Here is a 14,050-nt window from a genome sequence, read left to right on the forward strand (position 1 = left end):
GTGGATGTTCCATGTTAGAAAAGCATCATGGCAATCGATACTGATGCCGCACGATAGAAAAGTCCAGCGAAAAGTTGTGCGCAGCATGCAAAAGCCCGCCTGGCTGCGGACAGCGAGACGGGCTTGATCTGCGACAAGGTGACACAACACCTTTAGTCGGCCTTGATGGCTTCCACCTGGATGGCCAGTTTGACTTCCGGCGAGAAGGCCGGCAAGCCGTAGCTCAGGCCAAAGTCGCTGCGCTTGAATTGCGCAGTAGCATCGGCGCCGCACACTTCACGCTTGTAGCGCGGGTGCATGATGCACTTGAATTTGCTGACGTCCAGCTTGACGGGCCTGGTCACGCCCAGCAGGGTCAGTTCGCCATCGACTTCCACCAGTTGCTCACCGTTGAACTTGAACGATTTGCTCTTGTAGGTGATTTCCGGGAATTTCTCGACATTGAACATATCCGCTTTTTTCGCGTGCGTGTTCATGGCGTCCAGGCCGAAATCGATTGAATCGGCATCGATGACCAGGTCCAGGCTGCCCGTCTTGGCGGCACGGTCCAGGGTGACGCTGCCCTTGGTCTTGTTGAACTTGCCGCGCCAGACAGACATGCCCATGTGATCGGCTTCAAAGCTGGGGAAGGTGTGCGTCGGGTCGAGGTTGTAGGTCTCGGCGGCGGCCATGGCCGAACCCGCGCTGGCCGTTGCCAGTACGGCGATCATCAAGTGCTTCAATTTCATTGAATTCCTAACTAAGTTAAACAACAGATTTTTTGGCGTTGATCTGATATGTAACGCCTGAAAAACGTTCAGGACAAGGCGCCTTGCCGCAGGCAGTACGAACGTACGGCCAGGCAAGAGCAACGCCGTCATGGACGTTTTCTCAGGTGTTACTGTGCTGCGACGTGGAACTTGATGGTGACTTCATCGGCAACCATGCTCGTGTCTTTCCACTCGCCTTCGCCGATGTTGTAGGTCAGGCGCTTGATCGGCAGGGCGCCGTCAAATGCATATTTACCGCCGTCGGCTTTCACCGTCAGGGGGAAGGTCACGTCGCTGGTCTTGCCTTTGATGCTCAGCTTGCCCGTCACCGTCAGCTTGCCCGCGCCGGCCGCCTTGATGCTGCTCGAGATAAACGTGGCTTTCGGGAACTGGGCCGAGTTGAACCATTCCTTCTTGGCCACTTCCTTGTTGTACTCGGGATCGCCGATATCGATGCTGGCCGTCTCGATTTCCACCGACGCTTTCGACGCGTCCGGCGTGGCCGGGTTGTAATCGATGGCGATATTGAATTTCTTGAACTTTGCTTCCACCGGCACGTTCATTTGCTTGAAAACGGCCGAGACGCTGGACTTGGCGGGATCGACTTTCAGCAAGCTGGCGGCGGTGGCGGCCACGGATAGGCCAAGCAGGGAAGCGAGGATGATGCGTTGGGTGGTTTTCATCTTATTTTTCCTGGAGTTTCAGTGAGCAAGGGGAAGTCGGGCTTATGGCAGCATGCGCTTGAGCACGCCGTCGCGGTCGATGAACTGGTGCTTCAGCGCCGCCAGTACATGGGCGGCCACGGCGGCGGCCATCGTCATGTTCAGAACATAATGAATGTCTTTTAAGAGCGGCTTAAGTTCCGGGTTCGGTGCCATGATGACAGGCAGCTGGAACAGGCCCAGGTAGACCACCGGGACGCCGGAGGCCAGGGTGTACAGGTAGCCGGAGATGGGCACGGCGAAGATCAGGAAGTACAGCAGCACATGCATGGCATCGGCCGCCTTTTTTTGCCAGGCAACCATGCCGGCCGGGTGCGGCGGCGGCACGTTCGCGCGGCGCCACAGCAAGCGGATGGCGGCGAGGGTCAGCACGGTCACACCGAGCCACTTATGCCACGAGAAATATTTGAGTTTGGTGGGTGTCAGGCCGGCAATATCCGTCATGACCAGGCCCATGACAAAGGCGCTGATGATCAGCAAGGCTGTCAGCCAGTGCAGGATGATGGCGGTGGTGGTGTAGCGTTGCATCGGCAGCTTTCTTGAAAGTAGTACGTGTTAGGACTAATTCAGCCTAATATACCAAAGAAAAGCAAATTGCGCAGAGTGCAGGAGATTTTACAAGAAAGAGCGGAAGAAAAACTGCGGGGCGGGCAGCATTTGTGTGCTGCCCGCCCTGCGGGATTGGATCGGAGTAATACCAATGTGGACAATACTTAAATGGCTTTCGCCAGTTGCGCGGCGATGCCGATGTAATTGCCTGGCGTCATGGTCAGCAGCACGTCTTTGGCATCTTGCGGGATGGCCAGGCCGTTGACGAAGGTTTGCAGCGCTTCTTTCGAGATACCCTTGCCGCGCGTCAATTCTTTCAGCTGCTCGTACGGGTTCTCGATGCCATAGCGGCGCATCACGGTTTGTACGGGTTCGGCCAGCACTTCCCAGGTCGCGTCCAGGTCTTGCGCCAGGCGCGCATGGTTCACTTCCAGCTTGTTCAGGCCGCGCAGGCAGCTGTCATAGGCCAGCAAGGTGTAACCCAGGGCGACGCCGATATTGCGCAGCACGGTCGAATCGGTCAGGTCGCGCTGCATGCGCGAGACGGGCAGCTTTTCCGACAAATGTTTCAGTACAGCATTTGCCAGGCCCAGGTTGCCTTCCGAGTTTTCGAAGTCGATCGGATTGACCTTGTGCGGCATGGTCGACGAACCGATTTCGCCTGCTTTCAGCTTTTGCTTGAAATAGCCCAGCGAGACATACGTCCAGATATCGCGGTTCAGGTCCAGCAGAATCGTGTTGACGCGCGCGAAGGCGTCAAACAGCTCGGCCATGTAGTCGTGCGGCTCGATCTGGATGGTGTACGGGTTGAATACCAGGCCCAGGCGCTGTTCGATGACAGCCTTGGAAAACGCTGGCCAGTCGAAGTTGGGGTAGGCCGACAGGTGGGCGTTGTAGTTGCCGACGGCGCCATTCATCTTGCCGAGGATTTCCACTTGCTCGATGCGCTTGACGGCGCGCTGCAAGCGCGCCACGACGTTGGCGAATTCCTTGCCCAGGGTGGTCGGGCTGGCCGTCTGGCCGTGCGTGCGCGACAGCATCGGCACGTCGGCATTGATGTGTGCGATCTGTGTCAGCTTGGCCACCAGGCCTTGCAGGGCCGGCAACATCACGCCATCGCGGGCGGCTTTCAGCATCATGCCGTGCGAGGTATTGTTGATGTCTTCCGAAGTGCAGGCGAAATGGATGAATTCCGACGCCGCCACCAGTTCCGGCACGTCCGCGACTTGTTCCTTGAGCCAGTATTCGACGGCCTTGACGTCATGATTGGTCACCGCTTCGATGGCTTTGATGCGGGCTGCGTCGGCTTCCGAGAAATCAGCTGCCATCTTTTCGAGCAGGGCGTTGGCCGTGGGCGAAAACGGCGCGATTTCAGCGAAACCGGCTTGCGACAGCGCTTGCAGCCAGGAAATTTCCACTTTCACGCGGTGGTGCATGAAACCGGCTTCGGACAGGATCGGGCGCAGCAGATCGGTCTTGCTGGCGTAGCGGCCATCGAGCGGAGACAGGGCCGACAGCGTGGAATACGGAGTAGTAGAAGTCATGAGAGCGGACGCAAGTTAAGGAAACGGTTGGCGTGTGGCGCGCGGGGAGGGCAGCGCTATTTCAATATAGCAACACTGACGGCGCCACAGTAAAGGGCGATTTTACCACCGCTGGCGTGCTGCCAGCCGTCTGTTGGCCTCCGGCGGGGCGCATTCTGGCCGAATCCGGCCCCGATGCGGCGCGCCTGCCACACCCTGGGGCGCGCCAGCGGCGCACTGCCAAATGCGGCTGCCGCCGATGCTATACTGGCCACTGCTCCTTTACCTTAAAGCGTCTATGAAACTGATCGGTTCCCTCGCCAGCCCGTATGTCCGCAAAGCCCGCATCGTGCTGGCGGAAAAAAAGCTCGACTATGTCTTCGAGCTGGAAAACGTCTGGGTGCCGGAAACCCGCATCGCGCAGGCCAATCCGCTGGGCAAGGTGCCCTGCCTGGTGATGGAAGACGGCAGTGCGCTGATCGATTCGCGCGTCATCGTCGAATACCTCGACACGCTCACGCCTGTGTGCAAACTGCTGCCGGCCGGCGGCAATGGCCGCGAGCGGGCCGACATCAAGAACTGGGAAGCGCTGGCCGATGGCATCGTCGACGCGGGCGTGCTGGTGCGCCTGGAGCGCACTCAGCGCCCGCCCGAGCAGCAAAGCGCGGCCTGGATCGCGCGCCAGCTGGAAAAAATCACCCTCGGCCTGGCGGCGCTGGAAGTGCGCCTGGGCGAGAGCGCTTACTGCGCCGGCCGCAACTACACCCTGGCCGACGTGGCCGTGGGCTGTGCCCTGGGCTGGCTCAGCTTCCGTTTCCCGGAAATCGACTGGCGCGCAGACCACCCTGCGCTGGTGCGCCTGTTCGACAAACTGTCAGAACGCCAGTCCTTCAAGGACACCGTGCCGCAGTAACAAGGTACGGACGAAAAAAAACCGGCAAGCTTGCCGGTTTTTTTTACGCCCATGCGGGCATTAAATCATTTGATAAAACCGTAGCGAGCGGCAGTGATTTGTGGCTAAGAAGCGCAACCGTGCTAGAGCACGGGGGCGCCGAGCCGGTGAGCATCGCAGGCCGCAAAGCGCGCCGCGCCGTAGGTTTGATCAAGTGATTTTACTCGTCGGCCGACATCTGGCTCTGCAGGTAGTTCTGAATGCCAACTTTGGCGATCAGGTCGATCTGCGTTTCCAGCCAGTCGATATGCTCTTCCGTGTCTTCCAGGATCATCAGGAACAGGTCGCGCGAGACGTAGTCGCCCGCTTTTTCGCAGGTGGCGATGCCTTCCTTGACGGTGGTGTGCGCGGCGCGTTCCAGTTTCAGGTCGCATTCCAGCATTTCCGGCGTGTTCTCGCCGATCAGCAGCTTGTGCAGCGCTTGCAGGTTCGGCAAGCCGTCGAGCATCAGGATGCGGTCGATCAGCCTGTCGGCGTGTTTCATTTCGCCGATCGATTCTTCGTATTCCTTCTTGCCCAGCTTTTCCAGGCCCCAGTGCTTGTACATGCGGGCATGCAGGAAGTACTGGTTGACGGCGGACAGTTCGTTGGTGAGCTGTGCGTTGAGCAAGCGGATGACTTCTTTATCGCCCTTCATGGGATTTCCTTTGTTCTGTGTTGCAATGATGATGAAACCGGCCACTGTCGGCGGCCACTGCCGGGTAGTGTAGGACTGCCTGGTGGCGCGCATGTTGCCGGTCTCGCTATGTCCGCATGATAGCGCAAAATGGTGGCGATTTCTGCTGTAAAACGGCATTTTCCCGTGTTTTTAGCGTAAATATCGTGCGAATAAAACCCATTCTCAAATAAATTGTCAGACTTCTCCGTTTTTTATTTGTTAAGGAAAATGAAGGCCATTCTCATTCGCGTTCATGCTGTCTTTTTGTATTTTCAGCGGGTCCGGGCTGCAGCGGGAAAAGGGTAAAAAATGTTTGCGCCATTCTTGCCTTTCGCTATTCTTCGGGCGTGCCGGCGATGCGATAATCAGGCAGCGATTTTTTCTGAAAAGGATAGCAAGATGATGCTGCACATACCCGGCGTGCTGACGCCGGAACAGGTCACGCACTTTCGCCAGCGCCTGGCGCAGACGGACTGGGTCGATGGGCGCGCCAGCGTGGGGGAGCAGGGCGCGCAAGTCAAGCGCAACCGCCAGCTGGCCGAAGGTTCGCCCCTGGCGCAAGAGCTGGGCGAGATGGTCAGCCGCGCTTTGATGGCCAATCCGCTGTTTTTTTCGGCCGTGCTGCCGCTGCGCATCCTGCCGCCATTTTTCAATAGCTATGCGGGCGGCGAGCACTATGGCCTGCATATCGACGGCGCCATCCGCACGCCGAAAAACGGCATGCAATCGATGCGCGCTGACGTGTCCTCGACCCTGTTCCTGAGCGAGCCGGACGAATACGAAGGCGGCGAGCTGGTGGTGGTCGATTCCTACGGCACGCATGAAGTGAAACTGCCGGCCGGCGACGTGATCGTGTATCCGTCGAGCAGCGTGCACCAGGTCTTGCCCGTCACCGGCGGCGAGCGTATCTGCTCGTTCCTGTGGACGCAAAGCATGGTGCGCGAGGACTGGAAACGCAGCATGCTGTTTGAGCTTGATCAAAACATCCAGGCCGTGCGCGGCGCGCATGGCGATTCACCGGCAACGGTGGGGTTGACGGGGCATTACCATAATTTACTCAGGATGTGGGCGGAGATCTGACGCAAAACGCGCATGGCGGCGTTGCTTAGGCTCGCCGTACATGCGTACTGTCTTCGCTGTCGCGCCTTGCCCTGCGCGCTTCGCGGTGCAGGCCGCAAATGCGCGAAAAAAAAGTCTGCCCGGCCCGGGGATGTAGTCTGGCAGACTAAAACAAGCAGTTGCTTGACTGGTGCAGAAAAACAGGGGCAGCGAGCAGGGCACATCGTGCGGTGCCAGCGCCGCTGGCAGCGGCGCGCCCCCGCCGTGGGCTAGCTCAGTTGGAAGGTCAGCGGGACTAAAACGTAGACTGGGACAGCCTTGCCGTTTTCCACCATCGGCTTGAACAGCGCGCGCTGTGCGGCCTGGCGGCCCGCTTCGTCGAGGTTGTTGTAGCCGGTCGATTTATGGATCAGGATTTGCTCTGGCAAGCCCTTTTCGTTGATCAGGATGCGCAGCACCACGGTGCCGCTCTCGCCCAGGCGGCGCGACAGGTTCGGGTAGATCAGTTGCGGCGCCTTCAGGTATTCCACGCCGCTGACGGTGCGCGGCGCCGATGGTGCCGCAGGGGAAGGTGCCGGAGCTGCCGGTGCCATCGGGGCGGTGGTCGCCACGGGCGCCGCTTCGGCGCGCGTCGGCTGCGGTGGCGTAATCGTCGGTTCGGTGGGCGCCACGGCGATCAGCGGCAGTGGCGGGATCACGGCGCGCGGCACGGGCGCGCTCAATTCCACGGTTTTCGGTACGGACGGTGCCGGCAATTTCGCTTGTGCTGGCGGGGCGATGATGCTGATGGTTGTGATGGTCGGCATGGCGACCGAGACGACGCGGCTCAAAAGGCCGCTCTGGATGGCGTAGAAACCGGCAAGATGCAAGACGACGATGGCCATCAGTGGCATGAATTTGCTGCGTTTCTTGTCGAAATCGGCAAATTGCTGCACGGCCTGCACCGTTACGGGCGGGGGCATCATCGTCATGGCATGGTTCCTTAGTTTGTCAGCACAGCTCGCATCAAGACGGTTTCTTGCAGCACGGCCGTGGCGCTCAGGTGATCGTTCAGCACTTCCCGTGCGCAGCTATGGCATTTGCCGCAGCAGGTGGCCACGCCCAAGTCGCGGCGTAATTCGGCCATGCTGGACAGGCCGAGATCGACGGCTTGACGGATTTCACGATCAGATATGTTGTTGCAGACACATACAATCATTGATACACCTTCTGGCTGGATGATGAAAAGACACTAGTGCTGTGAAGCATTGTTGCCAGTGTTTTAATGAGAATCATTATCATTACGTTTCATTGTCGCGCAAAGCGCAGGACAATGCAAGCGATTTTGATGCAACGTGCAGCAGCAGGCGCCGCTGGCGCGGCGCGGCGGCAGGGACGCTGTCATGCCTGGCTTGCGCAAGACGCAGCCCTTGGCGCGGGCGGCTCTCCGGGCTAAATAAAAACTATTCGCATTCATGTTTATAATGCTGGTATTGTCTAGAACGGTCGCCGTCTGGACATATTGAAAGGCCGCTTGTCGGTAAAGCGCAACAGTTGCGTTTTACCTCACAACACCCAGGGCATGCGCTTAACGCAGCAGCTTGTCTCCGGTGTTCTTAATTTGAACGGAATTTGCTCATGACTCTAGTTCCACCCTTGATGACGCTCGATGCGCTGGCAGTCGGCCAGAGCGGCACGGTGTTGCATATCACGCCCTACGCGGCCGGACAGACGGAGGACGGCGTCGACCTCGCCCGCCGCTTGATGGAGCTGGGATTCGTTCCCGGCGAACGTATCCGCATGCTCAAGCGCGGCATTCCCGGTGGCGACCCGCTCGCCATCAAGGTTGGGAACGCCACGTTCGCCCTGCGCCGCTTCGAAGCGGCGCTGATCACGATTCAACCGTTGACTCAACCGGAATAACCATGGGTGCTGTAGAAAACATCGTCGATGTAGGCGTGCACAAGCCGCCGCATCAGCCACAAATCGCCTTGCTGGGCAATCCGAACTGCGGCAAGACTGCCCTGTTCAACCGCTTGACGGGCGCGCGCCAGAAAGTGGCGAACTACGCCGGCGTGACCATCGAACGCAAGGAAGGCCACTTCACCTCGCCAGCCGGCAAGCCAGTGCGTGTGCTCGATCTGCCGGGCGCCTACAGCCTGTCGGCCACCACGCCCGATGAAGCCATCACGCGCGATGTGGTGGGCGGCTTGCGCCCCGGCGACCCGCGTCCGGACGCCATCATTTGCGTCGTCGACGCCACCAATTTGCGCCTGAATCTGCGCCTGGTGCTGGAAGTCAAGCGCCTGGGCCTGCCAATGCTGCTGGCGCTGAACATGACGGACGTGGCGCGCAAGCGCGGCATGCTGATCGACACGGCCAAGCTGTCGGACGAACTGGGCATGCCCGTGGTCGAGACGGTCGCCGTGCAGCACGATGGCGAGAAAGCCCTGCTAAATGCCATCGACGCCATGCTGCCGCTGCCGCAGGTGAACGCCAAGCCGCTGGCCGCCATCGACGCCGTCTCGGTCGAAGAGACCCAGCGCGAAGTGCGCCGCATCCTGGCCGCCGTCAGCAATGACGCGAGCGACAAGGGCAATCTGACGGAAAAGATCGATGACGTGGTGCTGCACCCCGTCGTCGGCCCCATCATCCTGGCCGTGCTGATGTTCCTGATTTTCCAGGCCGTGTTTGCCTGGGCCGCCACGCCGATGGAAATGATCACCGACGGCGTGGGTAAGCTGGGCGCCATGCTGACGGCGAACATGCCCGATGGTCACCTGAAGAGCTTGCTGGTGGAAGGCATCATCGGCGGCGTTGGCAGCGTGCTGGTGTTCCTGCCGCAGATCCTGATCCTGTTCTTCTTTATCCTGGCGCTGGAAGATTGCGGCTACCTGCCGCGCGCGGCCTTTTTGCTGGACCGCATGATGGGCGGCGTGGGCCTGTCGGGCCGCGCCTTCATCCCGCTGCTGTCGAGCTTTGCCTGCGCCATTCCCGGCGTGATGGCGGCGCGCACCATCCAGAACCCGCGCGACCGCCTGGTCACCATCATGATCGCGCCCCTGATGACATGCTCGGCGCGCCTGCCCGTGTATGCGCTGATCATCGCCGCCTTCATTCCAGAACGCCAGGTGTGGGGCTATTTGAGCCTGCAAGGCCTGGTGCTGTTTGTCCTGTACTTCGCCGGCATCATCTCGGCCATGGCCGTGGCCTGGGTCATGAAGCGCAGCATGGGCGTGCGCGGCAACCAGCCGCTGATGCTGGAGCTGCCCGCCTACCACTGGCCGCATTTGCGCAACCTGGCCGTCAGCCTGTGGGAGCGCGCGAAGATCTTCCTGACGCGCGTCGGTACCATCATCCTCAGCCTGATGATCATCCTGTGGTTCCTCAGCACCTTTCCCGGCCCGCCGGACAACGCGATCCACCCGCCTATCTATTACAGCCTGGCCGGTATCCTGGGCCGCGCCCTGGAAGTGATTTTCGCGCCGATCGGTTTCAACTGGCAGATCTGCATCGCGCTGGTGCCGGGCATGGCGGCGCGTGAAGTGGCCGTCGGCGCCCTGGGCACCGTGTACGCCCTGTCGCAAAGCGGCGACGCGCTGGCCTCCACGCTGGAGCCGCTGATCGCCCATTCGTGGTCGATGGCTACCGCGCTGTCCCTGCTGGCCTGGTATGTCTTCGCGCCGCAGTGCCTGTCGACCCTTTCTGTGGTGAAACGCGAGACGGGCGGCTGGCGCTATCCGCTGCTGATGGCCGGCTACATGTTCGCGCTGGCGTATGCCGCCTCGTTCATCACTTACCGCGTCGCCCTGCTGGCCGGCGCATAGGAGAGCATCATGTGGCAAACCATTATCGTCGCCCTGATCGTCGCAGCCGCGCTGCTGCATTTTTCAACCAAGTACCTGCCGGCAGGCGTGCGCCGCGGCATCGTGCGTGGCCTGGTGCGCTGCGGCCTGAATGAGGCGAAGATGTCGACTTTCTTCAAGGTGGTGCCAGGCTGCGGCAGCGGCTGCGGTTCCTGCGGCTCTTGCGACAGCCCGCCACCTCCGTCCGCCATTCCGCCAGCCGACGGCAGCAGCAAGCGCGTGATCCTGATGCAGGTGCAGCGCTAAAGCTGGCGTTTCAGTGTAGCCACGGGCCTGCTCGTGGGCTACACTGGGCTTTCCGCATGGCAAGGAGTGGCAATGGCGATACTGTTGATCTTCATGTTTTTGTTTGCGATCGCCACCTGGCTGCTGGCCAGCCGGCGTGGCCGCCACGGCGGCCTCTGGTTTGGCATCGGCCTGTTCCTCGGCCCCTTTGCCTTGCTGGCGGTGGCGGCACTACCGCCCGTGCCAGCCGTACCACCGGTTACGCAGCCCTGAACGAAAAAAACCCGCACTGCGGGTTTTTTTACGCCTGCGCGCTGCGTTTAAATCTGGCCGGCCAGCTTCTCGACCACCGGTACCAGTGCGGCCGGGCGGCAGCCGAAGGCGGCCAGGCGGCCTTGCGCGTGCGGCGCCAAGTCCAAGTCGTAGGGCAGGCGGCCCGCCACCAGCCACAGTTTATCCTGCGGCAAGGCCTCGACCAGGCGGCGCTGGCCGTCGACGAACATGGCGTTGTATGTTTGCAGCACGATTTGCTGCGCACCTTGCGCAAAATCAATGGCAGCGTCCACTTCCTCGTCCAGCGCTTCGGCCGATAGTGCATATTCGCGCACGTCCAGGCCCGCTGCCAGCAGCGCCGGCAGCATCGAGCTGCGCGCTTCCTTGTTGCGGCCCAGCGCCACTTCGTCGATTTCGCTGCGCGAACGCACTTCCACCGTCAGCAGGGTCACGGGCAGGCTGGCATCGAGCGCGCGGTAATCGCCTTGCACGCGCAAGGCAGTTTTTTGCAGCCGCTGCGACAAGGCCATGGCGGCCGGCTGCATCAGCGCGACTGGCGCGACAGGGCGCTCGCGCCAGTCGCGCACGGCGCGGTTGCGTTTGAGTTCGGCCACCCGCGCGACGGCTTCGTCGATGCGGGCGAGGCTGATGTCGCCCTGTTCCACGGCGGCGATGACGGCCTCGATGGCGGCATGCTGCTGCGCTTCACGGTGCGAAACGAGGACGATGTCGGCGCCAGCCTGCAAGGTGGCGATGGCACCCTGGGCGATGCCGATGCCGCCGGCAATGGCCGCCATTTCCAGGCAGTCGGTGATGACCACGCCCTTGTAACCCATCTCGATGCGCAGCAAATCGGTCAGCACGCCCTTCGACAGGGTGGCTGGCACGCTGGTGTCGGCCTCGAACGCGGGGAAAACCACGTGCGCCGTCATGATGGCGTCGACGCCGCCGGCAATGGCGGCGCGGAACGGCGCCAGTTCCACGGCGCGCAGGCGTTCCTTGTCGTGCGCTACCAGTGCCATGGCGTAGTGCGTGTCGATGGCCGTGTCGCCGTGGCCGGGGAAATGCTTGGCCGTCACGGCCACGCCGCTGGCGCGCTGGCCGCGCATTGCCGCCATGCCGTATTCGATGACGGTGGCGGCATCTTCGCCATAGGCGCGCACGCCGATGACGGGGTTGTTGCGGTTGTTGTTGACGTCCAGCACGGGGGCCAGCAGCATGTTGATGCCGACCTGGCGCATTTCGTCGCCGCTGATCCGGTTCATGCGTTCGCAGTCAATCACGGAGCCGGCGGCCTGGAAGGCCATCGCGGCAGGAATCGGCGTGACGCCCTGCTCGATGCGCATCACCATGCCGCCTTCCTGGTCGATGGAAATGAGCAGCGGCGTCTCGGATACTTCCGCGTTGATCTCCTGCAATTCGCGGCACAGGGCTGATACTTGTGCGGGCGTGTGCACATTGCGGCGGAACAGGATCACGCCGCCCACTTTCTTTTGCCGTATCAAGGTCTTGATATGCTCGTCCGCCTGCAGGGCATCGAAGCCTACCATGAACAACTGTCCTACTTTTTCGCGTAAACCCTGCTCCATGCTGCAACTCCTCCGGTCTTCATTTTATGTTGGCATACGTATTGTGGCCCGTGGTGACGCGTTTTGGCGATCACCGGAAAAGCTGCCTTCGTTTTGTATTTATTTTGGTATTGTATTGGATTTATGTATTTGCGCAAGTGGTTATTAAGTGGTATTACTTCTGTGGCCTCAGTCCAGGCGCTTGAACGATACCGCCTGCGCCTTGGGCCAGTACAGGCCGAACACGGGCGGCAGCTGCGGCAGCTGGCTCGGGTCGAGCAGCTGGCCCGCTTCCAGGAAGGGCAGCAAGGCCGAGGCCAGTTTTACCTGGTTCGGCGAGATGCGCCGCACCAGGTGATGCGGGCGCAGCTCCTGCGGGTGTTCCAGGCCTGCGGCGGCGATCAGTTCGGCCAGTGCCTTCATGGTGTTCTGGTGGAAGTGCGCCACGCGGGAAATCTTGTCGGATACCACCAGCGCGCGCTGGCGCTGCGGATCTTGCGTGGCCACGCCCGTGGGGCAGCGGTCCGTGTGGCAGCTTTGCGACTGGATGCAGCCTAGCGCGAACATGAAGCCGCGCGCCGAGTTGCACCAGTCGGCGCCCAGCGCCAGCAGGCGGGCGATGTCGAAGGCCGTGATGATCTTGCCCGAGCAGCCGATCTTGATCTTGGCGCGCAGGTTGGCGCCCACCAGCGTGTTATGCACCAGTACCAGCGCTTCTTGCAGGGGCGTGCCGACATGGTCGGTAAATTCCACGGGCGCCGCACCCGTGCCCCCTTCGCTGCCATCGACGACAATGAAGTCGGGCGTGATACCGGTGGCCAGCATGGCTTTCACGATGGCGAAAAATTCCCACGGGTGGCCGATGGCCAGCTTGAAACCCGTCGGTTTGCCGCCCGACAGGGTGCGCAGGCGGTCGATGAAGTGCAGCATTTCCAGCGGCGTCGAAAATGCGCTGTGCGCCGCCGGCGAGACGCAATCCTCGCCCACCATCACGCCGCGCGTGGTGGCGATCTCGATCGTCACCTTGGGGCCGGGCAGCACGCCGCCGTGGCCCGGCTTGGCGCCCTGCGACATTTTCAGCTCGATCATCTTGACCTGTTCGGCGCTGGCGCTGGCGATGAAGCGTTCTTCCGAAAACGTGCCATCCTGGTTGCGGCAGCCGAAGTAGCCGGAACCGATTTCCCATACCAGGTCGCCGCCGTTTTCGCGGTGGTAGGGGCTGATGCTGCCTTCGCCCGTATCGTGCATGAAGCCACCGCTGCGCGCGCCGCCGTTCAGGGCCAGGATGGCGTTGGCCGACAGGGCGCCAAAGCTCATCGCCGAGATATTGAAGACGCTGGCCGAGTACGGCTTGTCGCGCGGGCAGTCCGGATGGTTGCCGATGTCGATGCGGAAGTCGTGGCCCGTCACCTTGGCGGGCGCGATGGAATGGTTGATCCATTCATAGCCGGCCTGGTACATGTCGAGCTGGGTGCCGAACGGGCGTTTGTCCGTCTGCTCCTTGGCGCGCTGGTAGACGATGCTGCGCTGGCTGCGCGAGAACGGCGTCGCCTCGGTATCGCTTTCCAGGAAGTACTGGCGGATTTCGGGGCGGATGCTCTCGAAGAAAAAGCGGAAATGCGCGAGGATGGGGTAATTGCGGCGCAGGGCGCGCTTCGTTTGCAGCAAGTCGCTGAGCCCCACCAGGGTCAGCGCACCGGCCAGCACGGGCAGCCAGTAATGATCGTAGAAAAACACGGACAGGATAAAGATGGCGGCCGTCGTAATGAAGGTCAGGTAGCGAAATGGTACTAGGTGCATGGGCACTCCGGTGAGGTCGGACGGATAGCTGTCGAGTGTAGCGGTGATTTGTAATTCATGCAGCTCACACAGGACCCGTATGGTATCAGCGCGGCGTGGCCGTCCCGGCTATACTAAAACTCAATCA

The 14,050-nt window shown here is 61.1% G+C and carries 15 protein-coding genes; 6 read left to right on the top strand and 9 right to left on the bottom strand.

Going from position 1 to position 14,050, the window contains the following annotated elements; all coding sequences use genetic code 11:
• Positions 1-152 precede the first annotated feature (152 nt).
• From ACQ4W6_RS09275 to purB, 4 genes are all read right to left on the bottom strand, one after another.
• The gene (locus ACQ4W6_RS09275; protein ID WP_436566899.1) at positions 153-728 is read right to left on the bottom strand and encodes a YceI family protein; all 576 of its coding nucleotides are present in this window, start codon (positions 726-728) and stop codon (positions 153-155) included.
• 149 nt (positions 729-877) lie between these two features.
• On the bottom strand, positions 878-1,432 hold the full coding sequence (locus tag ACQ4W6_RS09280) for a YceI family protein (protein ID WP_436566900.1): 555 nt from the start codon (positions 1,430-1,432) through the stop codon (positions 878-880).
• A 42-nt stretch (positions 1,433-1,474) separates the two neighbouring features.
• Positions 1,475-1,999, bottom strand: a complete 525-nt coding sequence (locus ACQ4W6_RS09285; RefSeq protein ID WP_436566901.1) for a cytochrome b — start codon at positions 1,997-1,999, stop codon at positions 1,475-1,477.
• A gap of 185 nt (positions 2,000-2,184) precedes the next feature.
• The gene (gene purB / locus ACQ4W6_RS09290) at positions 2,185-3,564 is read right to left on the bottom strand and encodes an adenylosuccinate lyase (protein WP_436566902.1); all 1,380 of its coding nucleotides are present in this window, start codon (positions 3,562-3,564) and stop codon (positions 2,185-2,187) included.
• Between the two features lie 277 nt (positions 3,565-3,841).
• Between purB and ACQ4W6_RS09295 the strand changes: the two genes are divergently transcribed.
• A complete protein-coding gene (locus ACQ4W6_RS09295; protein WP_436566903.1) occupies positions 3,842-4,456 on the top strand; it encodes a glutathione S-transferase N-terminal domain-containing protein in 615 nt (204 codons plus the stop codon).
• A 199-nt stretch (positions 4,457-4,655) separates the two neighbouring features.
• On the opposite strand, the gene bfr is transcribed toward ACQ4W6_RS09295, so the two are convergent.
• Positions 4,656-5,132, bottom strand: a complete 477-nt coding sequence (gene bfr, locus ACQ4W6_RS09300) for a bacterioferritin (protein ID WP_436566904.1) — start codon at positions 5,130-5,132, stop codon at positions 4,656-4,658.
• A 420-nt stretch (positions 5,133-5,552) separates the two neighbouring features.
• Here bfr and ACQ4W6_RS09305 point away from each other — a divergent pair, with 420 nt between their 5' ends.
• Positions 5,553-6,233, top strand: a complete 681-nt coding sequence (locus ACQ4W6_RS09305) for a Fe2+-dependent dioxygenase (RefSeq protein WP_436566905.1) — start codon at positions 5,553-5,555, stop codon at positions 6,231-6,233.
• Positions 6,234-6,481: 248 nt separating this feature from the next.
• Here ACQ4W6_RS09305 and ACQ4W6_RS09310 read toward each other — a convergent pair whose 3' ends face one another.
• Both ACQ4W6_RS09310 and ACQ4W6_RS09315 read right to left on the bottom strand, forming a co-directional pair.
• Entirely contained in the window at positions 6,482-7,183 is a 702-nt protein-coding gene (locus tag ACQ4W6_RS09310; RefSeq protein ID WP_436566906.1) for an energy transducer TonB, read from the bottom strand.
• 11 nt (positions 7,184-7,194) lie between these two features.
• Complete coding sequence (locus ACQ4W6_RS09315) at positions 7,195-7,410, bottom strand: (2Fe-2S)-binding protein (protein WP_436566907.1); 216 nt, start codon at positions 7,408-7,410, stop codon at positions 7,195-7,197.
• Between the two features lie 419 nt (positions 7,411-7,829).
• On the opposite strand from ACQ4W6_RS09315, the gene ACQ4W6_RS09320 reads away from it, so the two are divergent.
• From ACQ4W6_RS09320 to ACQ4W6_RS09335, 4 genes are all read left to right on the top strand, one after another.
• Entirely contained in the window at positions 7,830-8,114 is a 285-nt protein-coding gene (locus tag ACQ4W6_RS09320) for a FeoA family protein (protein WP_436566908.1), read from the top strand.
• A 2-nt stretch (positions 8,115-8,116) separates the two neighbouring features.
• Positions 8,117-10,018 carry a ferrous iron transporter B gene (feoB, locus tag ACQ4W6_RS09325; RefSeq protein ID WP_436566909.1) on the top strand — a complete coding sequence of 634 codons (1,902 nt, stop codon included), beginning with the start codon at positions 8,117-8,119 and terminating at the stop codon, positions 10,016-10,018.
• Positions 10,019-10,027: 9 nt separating this feature from the next.
• Complete coding sequence (locus ACQ4W6_RS09330; protein ID WP_436566910.1) at positions 10,028-10,303, top strand: DUF6587 family protein; 276 nt, start codon at positions 10,028-10,030, stop codon at positions 10,301-10,303.
• Between the two features lie 72 nt (positions 10,304-10,375).
• Entirely contained in the window at positions 10,376-10,555 is a 180-nt protein-coding gene (locus ACQ4W6_RS09335; RefSeq protein ID WP_436566911.1) for a hypothetical protein, read from the top strand.
• A gap of 47 nt (positions 10,556-10,602) precedes the next feature.
• Here the strand turns inward: ACQ4W6_RS09335 and nagZ are convergent, their stop codons facing one another.
• Positions 10,603-12,144, bottom strand: a complete 1,542-nt coding sequence (gene nagZ / locus ACQ4W6_RS09340) for a beta-N-acetylhexosaminidase (protein WP_436566912.1) — start codon at positions 12,142-12,144, stop codon at positions 10,603-10,605.
• Positions 12,145-12,312: 168 nt separating this feature from the next.
• Positions 12,313-13,923, bottom strand: coding sequence for an FMN-binding glutamate synthase family protein (locus tag ACQ4W6_RS09345; protein ID WP_436566913.1), 1,611 nt, complete (start codon positions 13,921-13,923; stop codon positions 12,313-12,315).
• Positions 13,924-14,050 lie beyond the last annotated feature (127 nt).

It is taken from the genome of Janthinobacterium woesei (assembly GCF_051380875.1).
Lineage (GTDB): Bacteria > Pseudomonadota > Gammaproteobacteria > Burkholderiales > Burkholderiaceae_D > Janthinobacterium.

Coding starts and splice junctions, on each gene's coding strand:
- ACQ4W6_RS09275 (WP_436566899.1), bottom strand. CDS start 728: ATGAAATTGAAGCACTTGATGATCGCCGTACTGGCAACGGCCAGCGCG.
- ACQ4W6_RS09280 (WP_436566900.1), bottom strand. CDS start 1,432: ATGAAAACCACCCAACGCATCATCCTCGCTTCCCTGCTTGGCCTATCC.
- ACQ4W6_RS09285 (WP_436566901.1), bottom strand. CDS start 1,999: ATGCAACGCTACACCACCACCGCCATCATCCTGCACTGGCTGACAGCC.
- purB (WP_436566902.1), bottom strand. CDS start 3,564: ATGACTTCTACTACTCCGTATTCCACGCTGTCGGCCCTGTCTCCGCTC.
- ACQ4W6_RS09295 (WP_436566903.1), top strand. CDS start 3,842: ATGAAACTGATCGGTTCCCTCGCCAGCCCGTATGTCCGCAAAGCCCGC.
- bfr (WP_436566904.1), bottom strand. CDS start 5,132: ATGAAGGGCGATAAAGAAGTCATCCGCTTGCTCAACGCACAGCTCACC.
- ACQ4W6_RS09305 (WP_436566905.1), top strand. CDS start 5,553: ATGATGCTGCACATACCCGGCGTGCTGACGCCGGAACAGGTCACGCAC.
- ACQ4W6_RS09310 (WP_436566906.1), bottom strand. CDS start 7,183: ATGACGATGATGCCCCCGCCCGTAACGGTGCAGGCCGTGCAGCAATTT.
- ACQ4W6_RS09315 (WP_436566907.1), bottom strand. CDS start 7,410: ATGATTGTATGTGTCTGCAACAACATATCTGATCGTGAAATCCGTCAA.
- ACQ4W6_RS09320 (WP_436566908.1), top strand. CDS start 7,830: ATGACTCTAGTTCCACCCTTGATGACGCTCGATGCGCTGGCAGTCGGC.
- feoB (WP_436566909.1), top strand. CDS start 8,117: ATGGGTGCTGTAGAAAACATCGTCGATGTAGGCGTGCACAAGCCGCCG.
- ACQ4W6_RS09330 (WP_436566910.1), top strand. CDS start 10,028: ATGTGGCAAACCATTATCGTCGCCCTGATCGTCGCAGCCGCGCTGCTG.
- ACQ4W6_RS09335 (WP_436566911.1), top strand. CDS start 10,376: ATGGCGATACTGTTGATCTTCATGTTTTTGTTTGCGATCGCCACCTGG.
- nagZ (WP_436566912.1), bottom strand. CDS start 12,144: ATGGAGCAGGGTTTACGCGAAAAAGTAGGACAGTTGTTCATGGTAGGC.
- ACQ4W6_RS09345 (WP_436566913.1), bottom strand. CDS start 13,923: ATGCACCTAGTACCATTTCGCTACCTGACCTTCATTACGACGGCCGCC.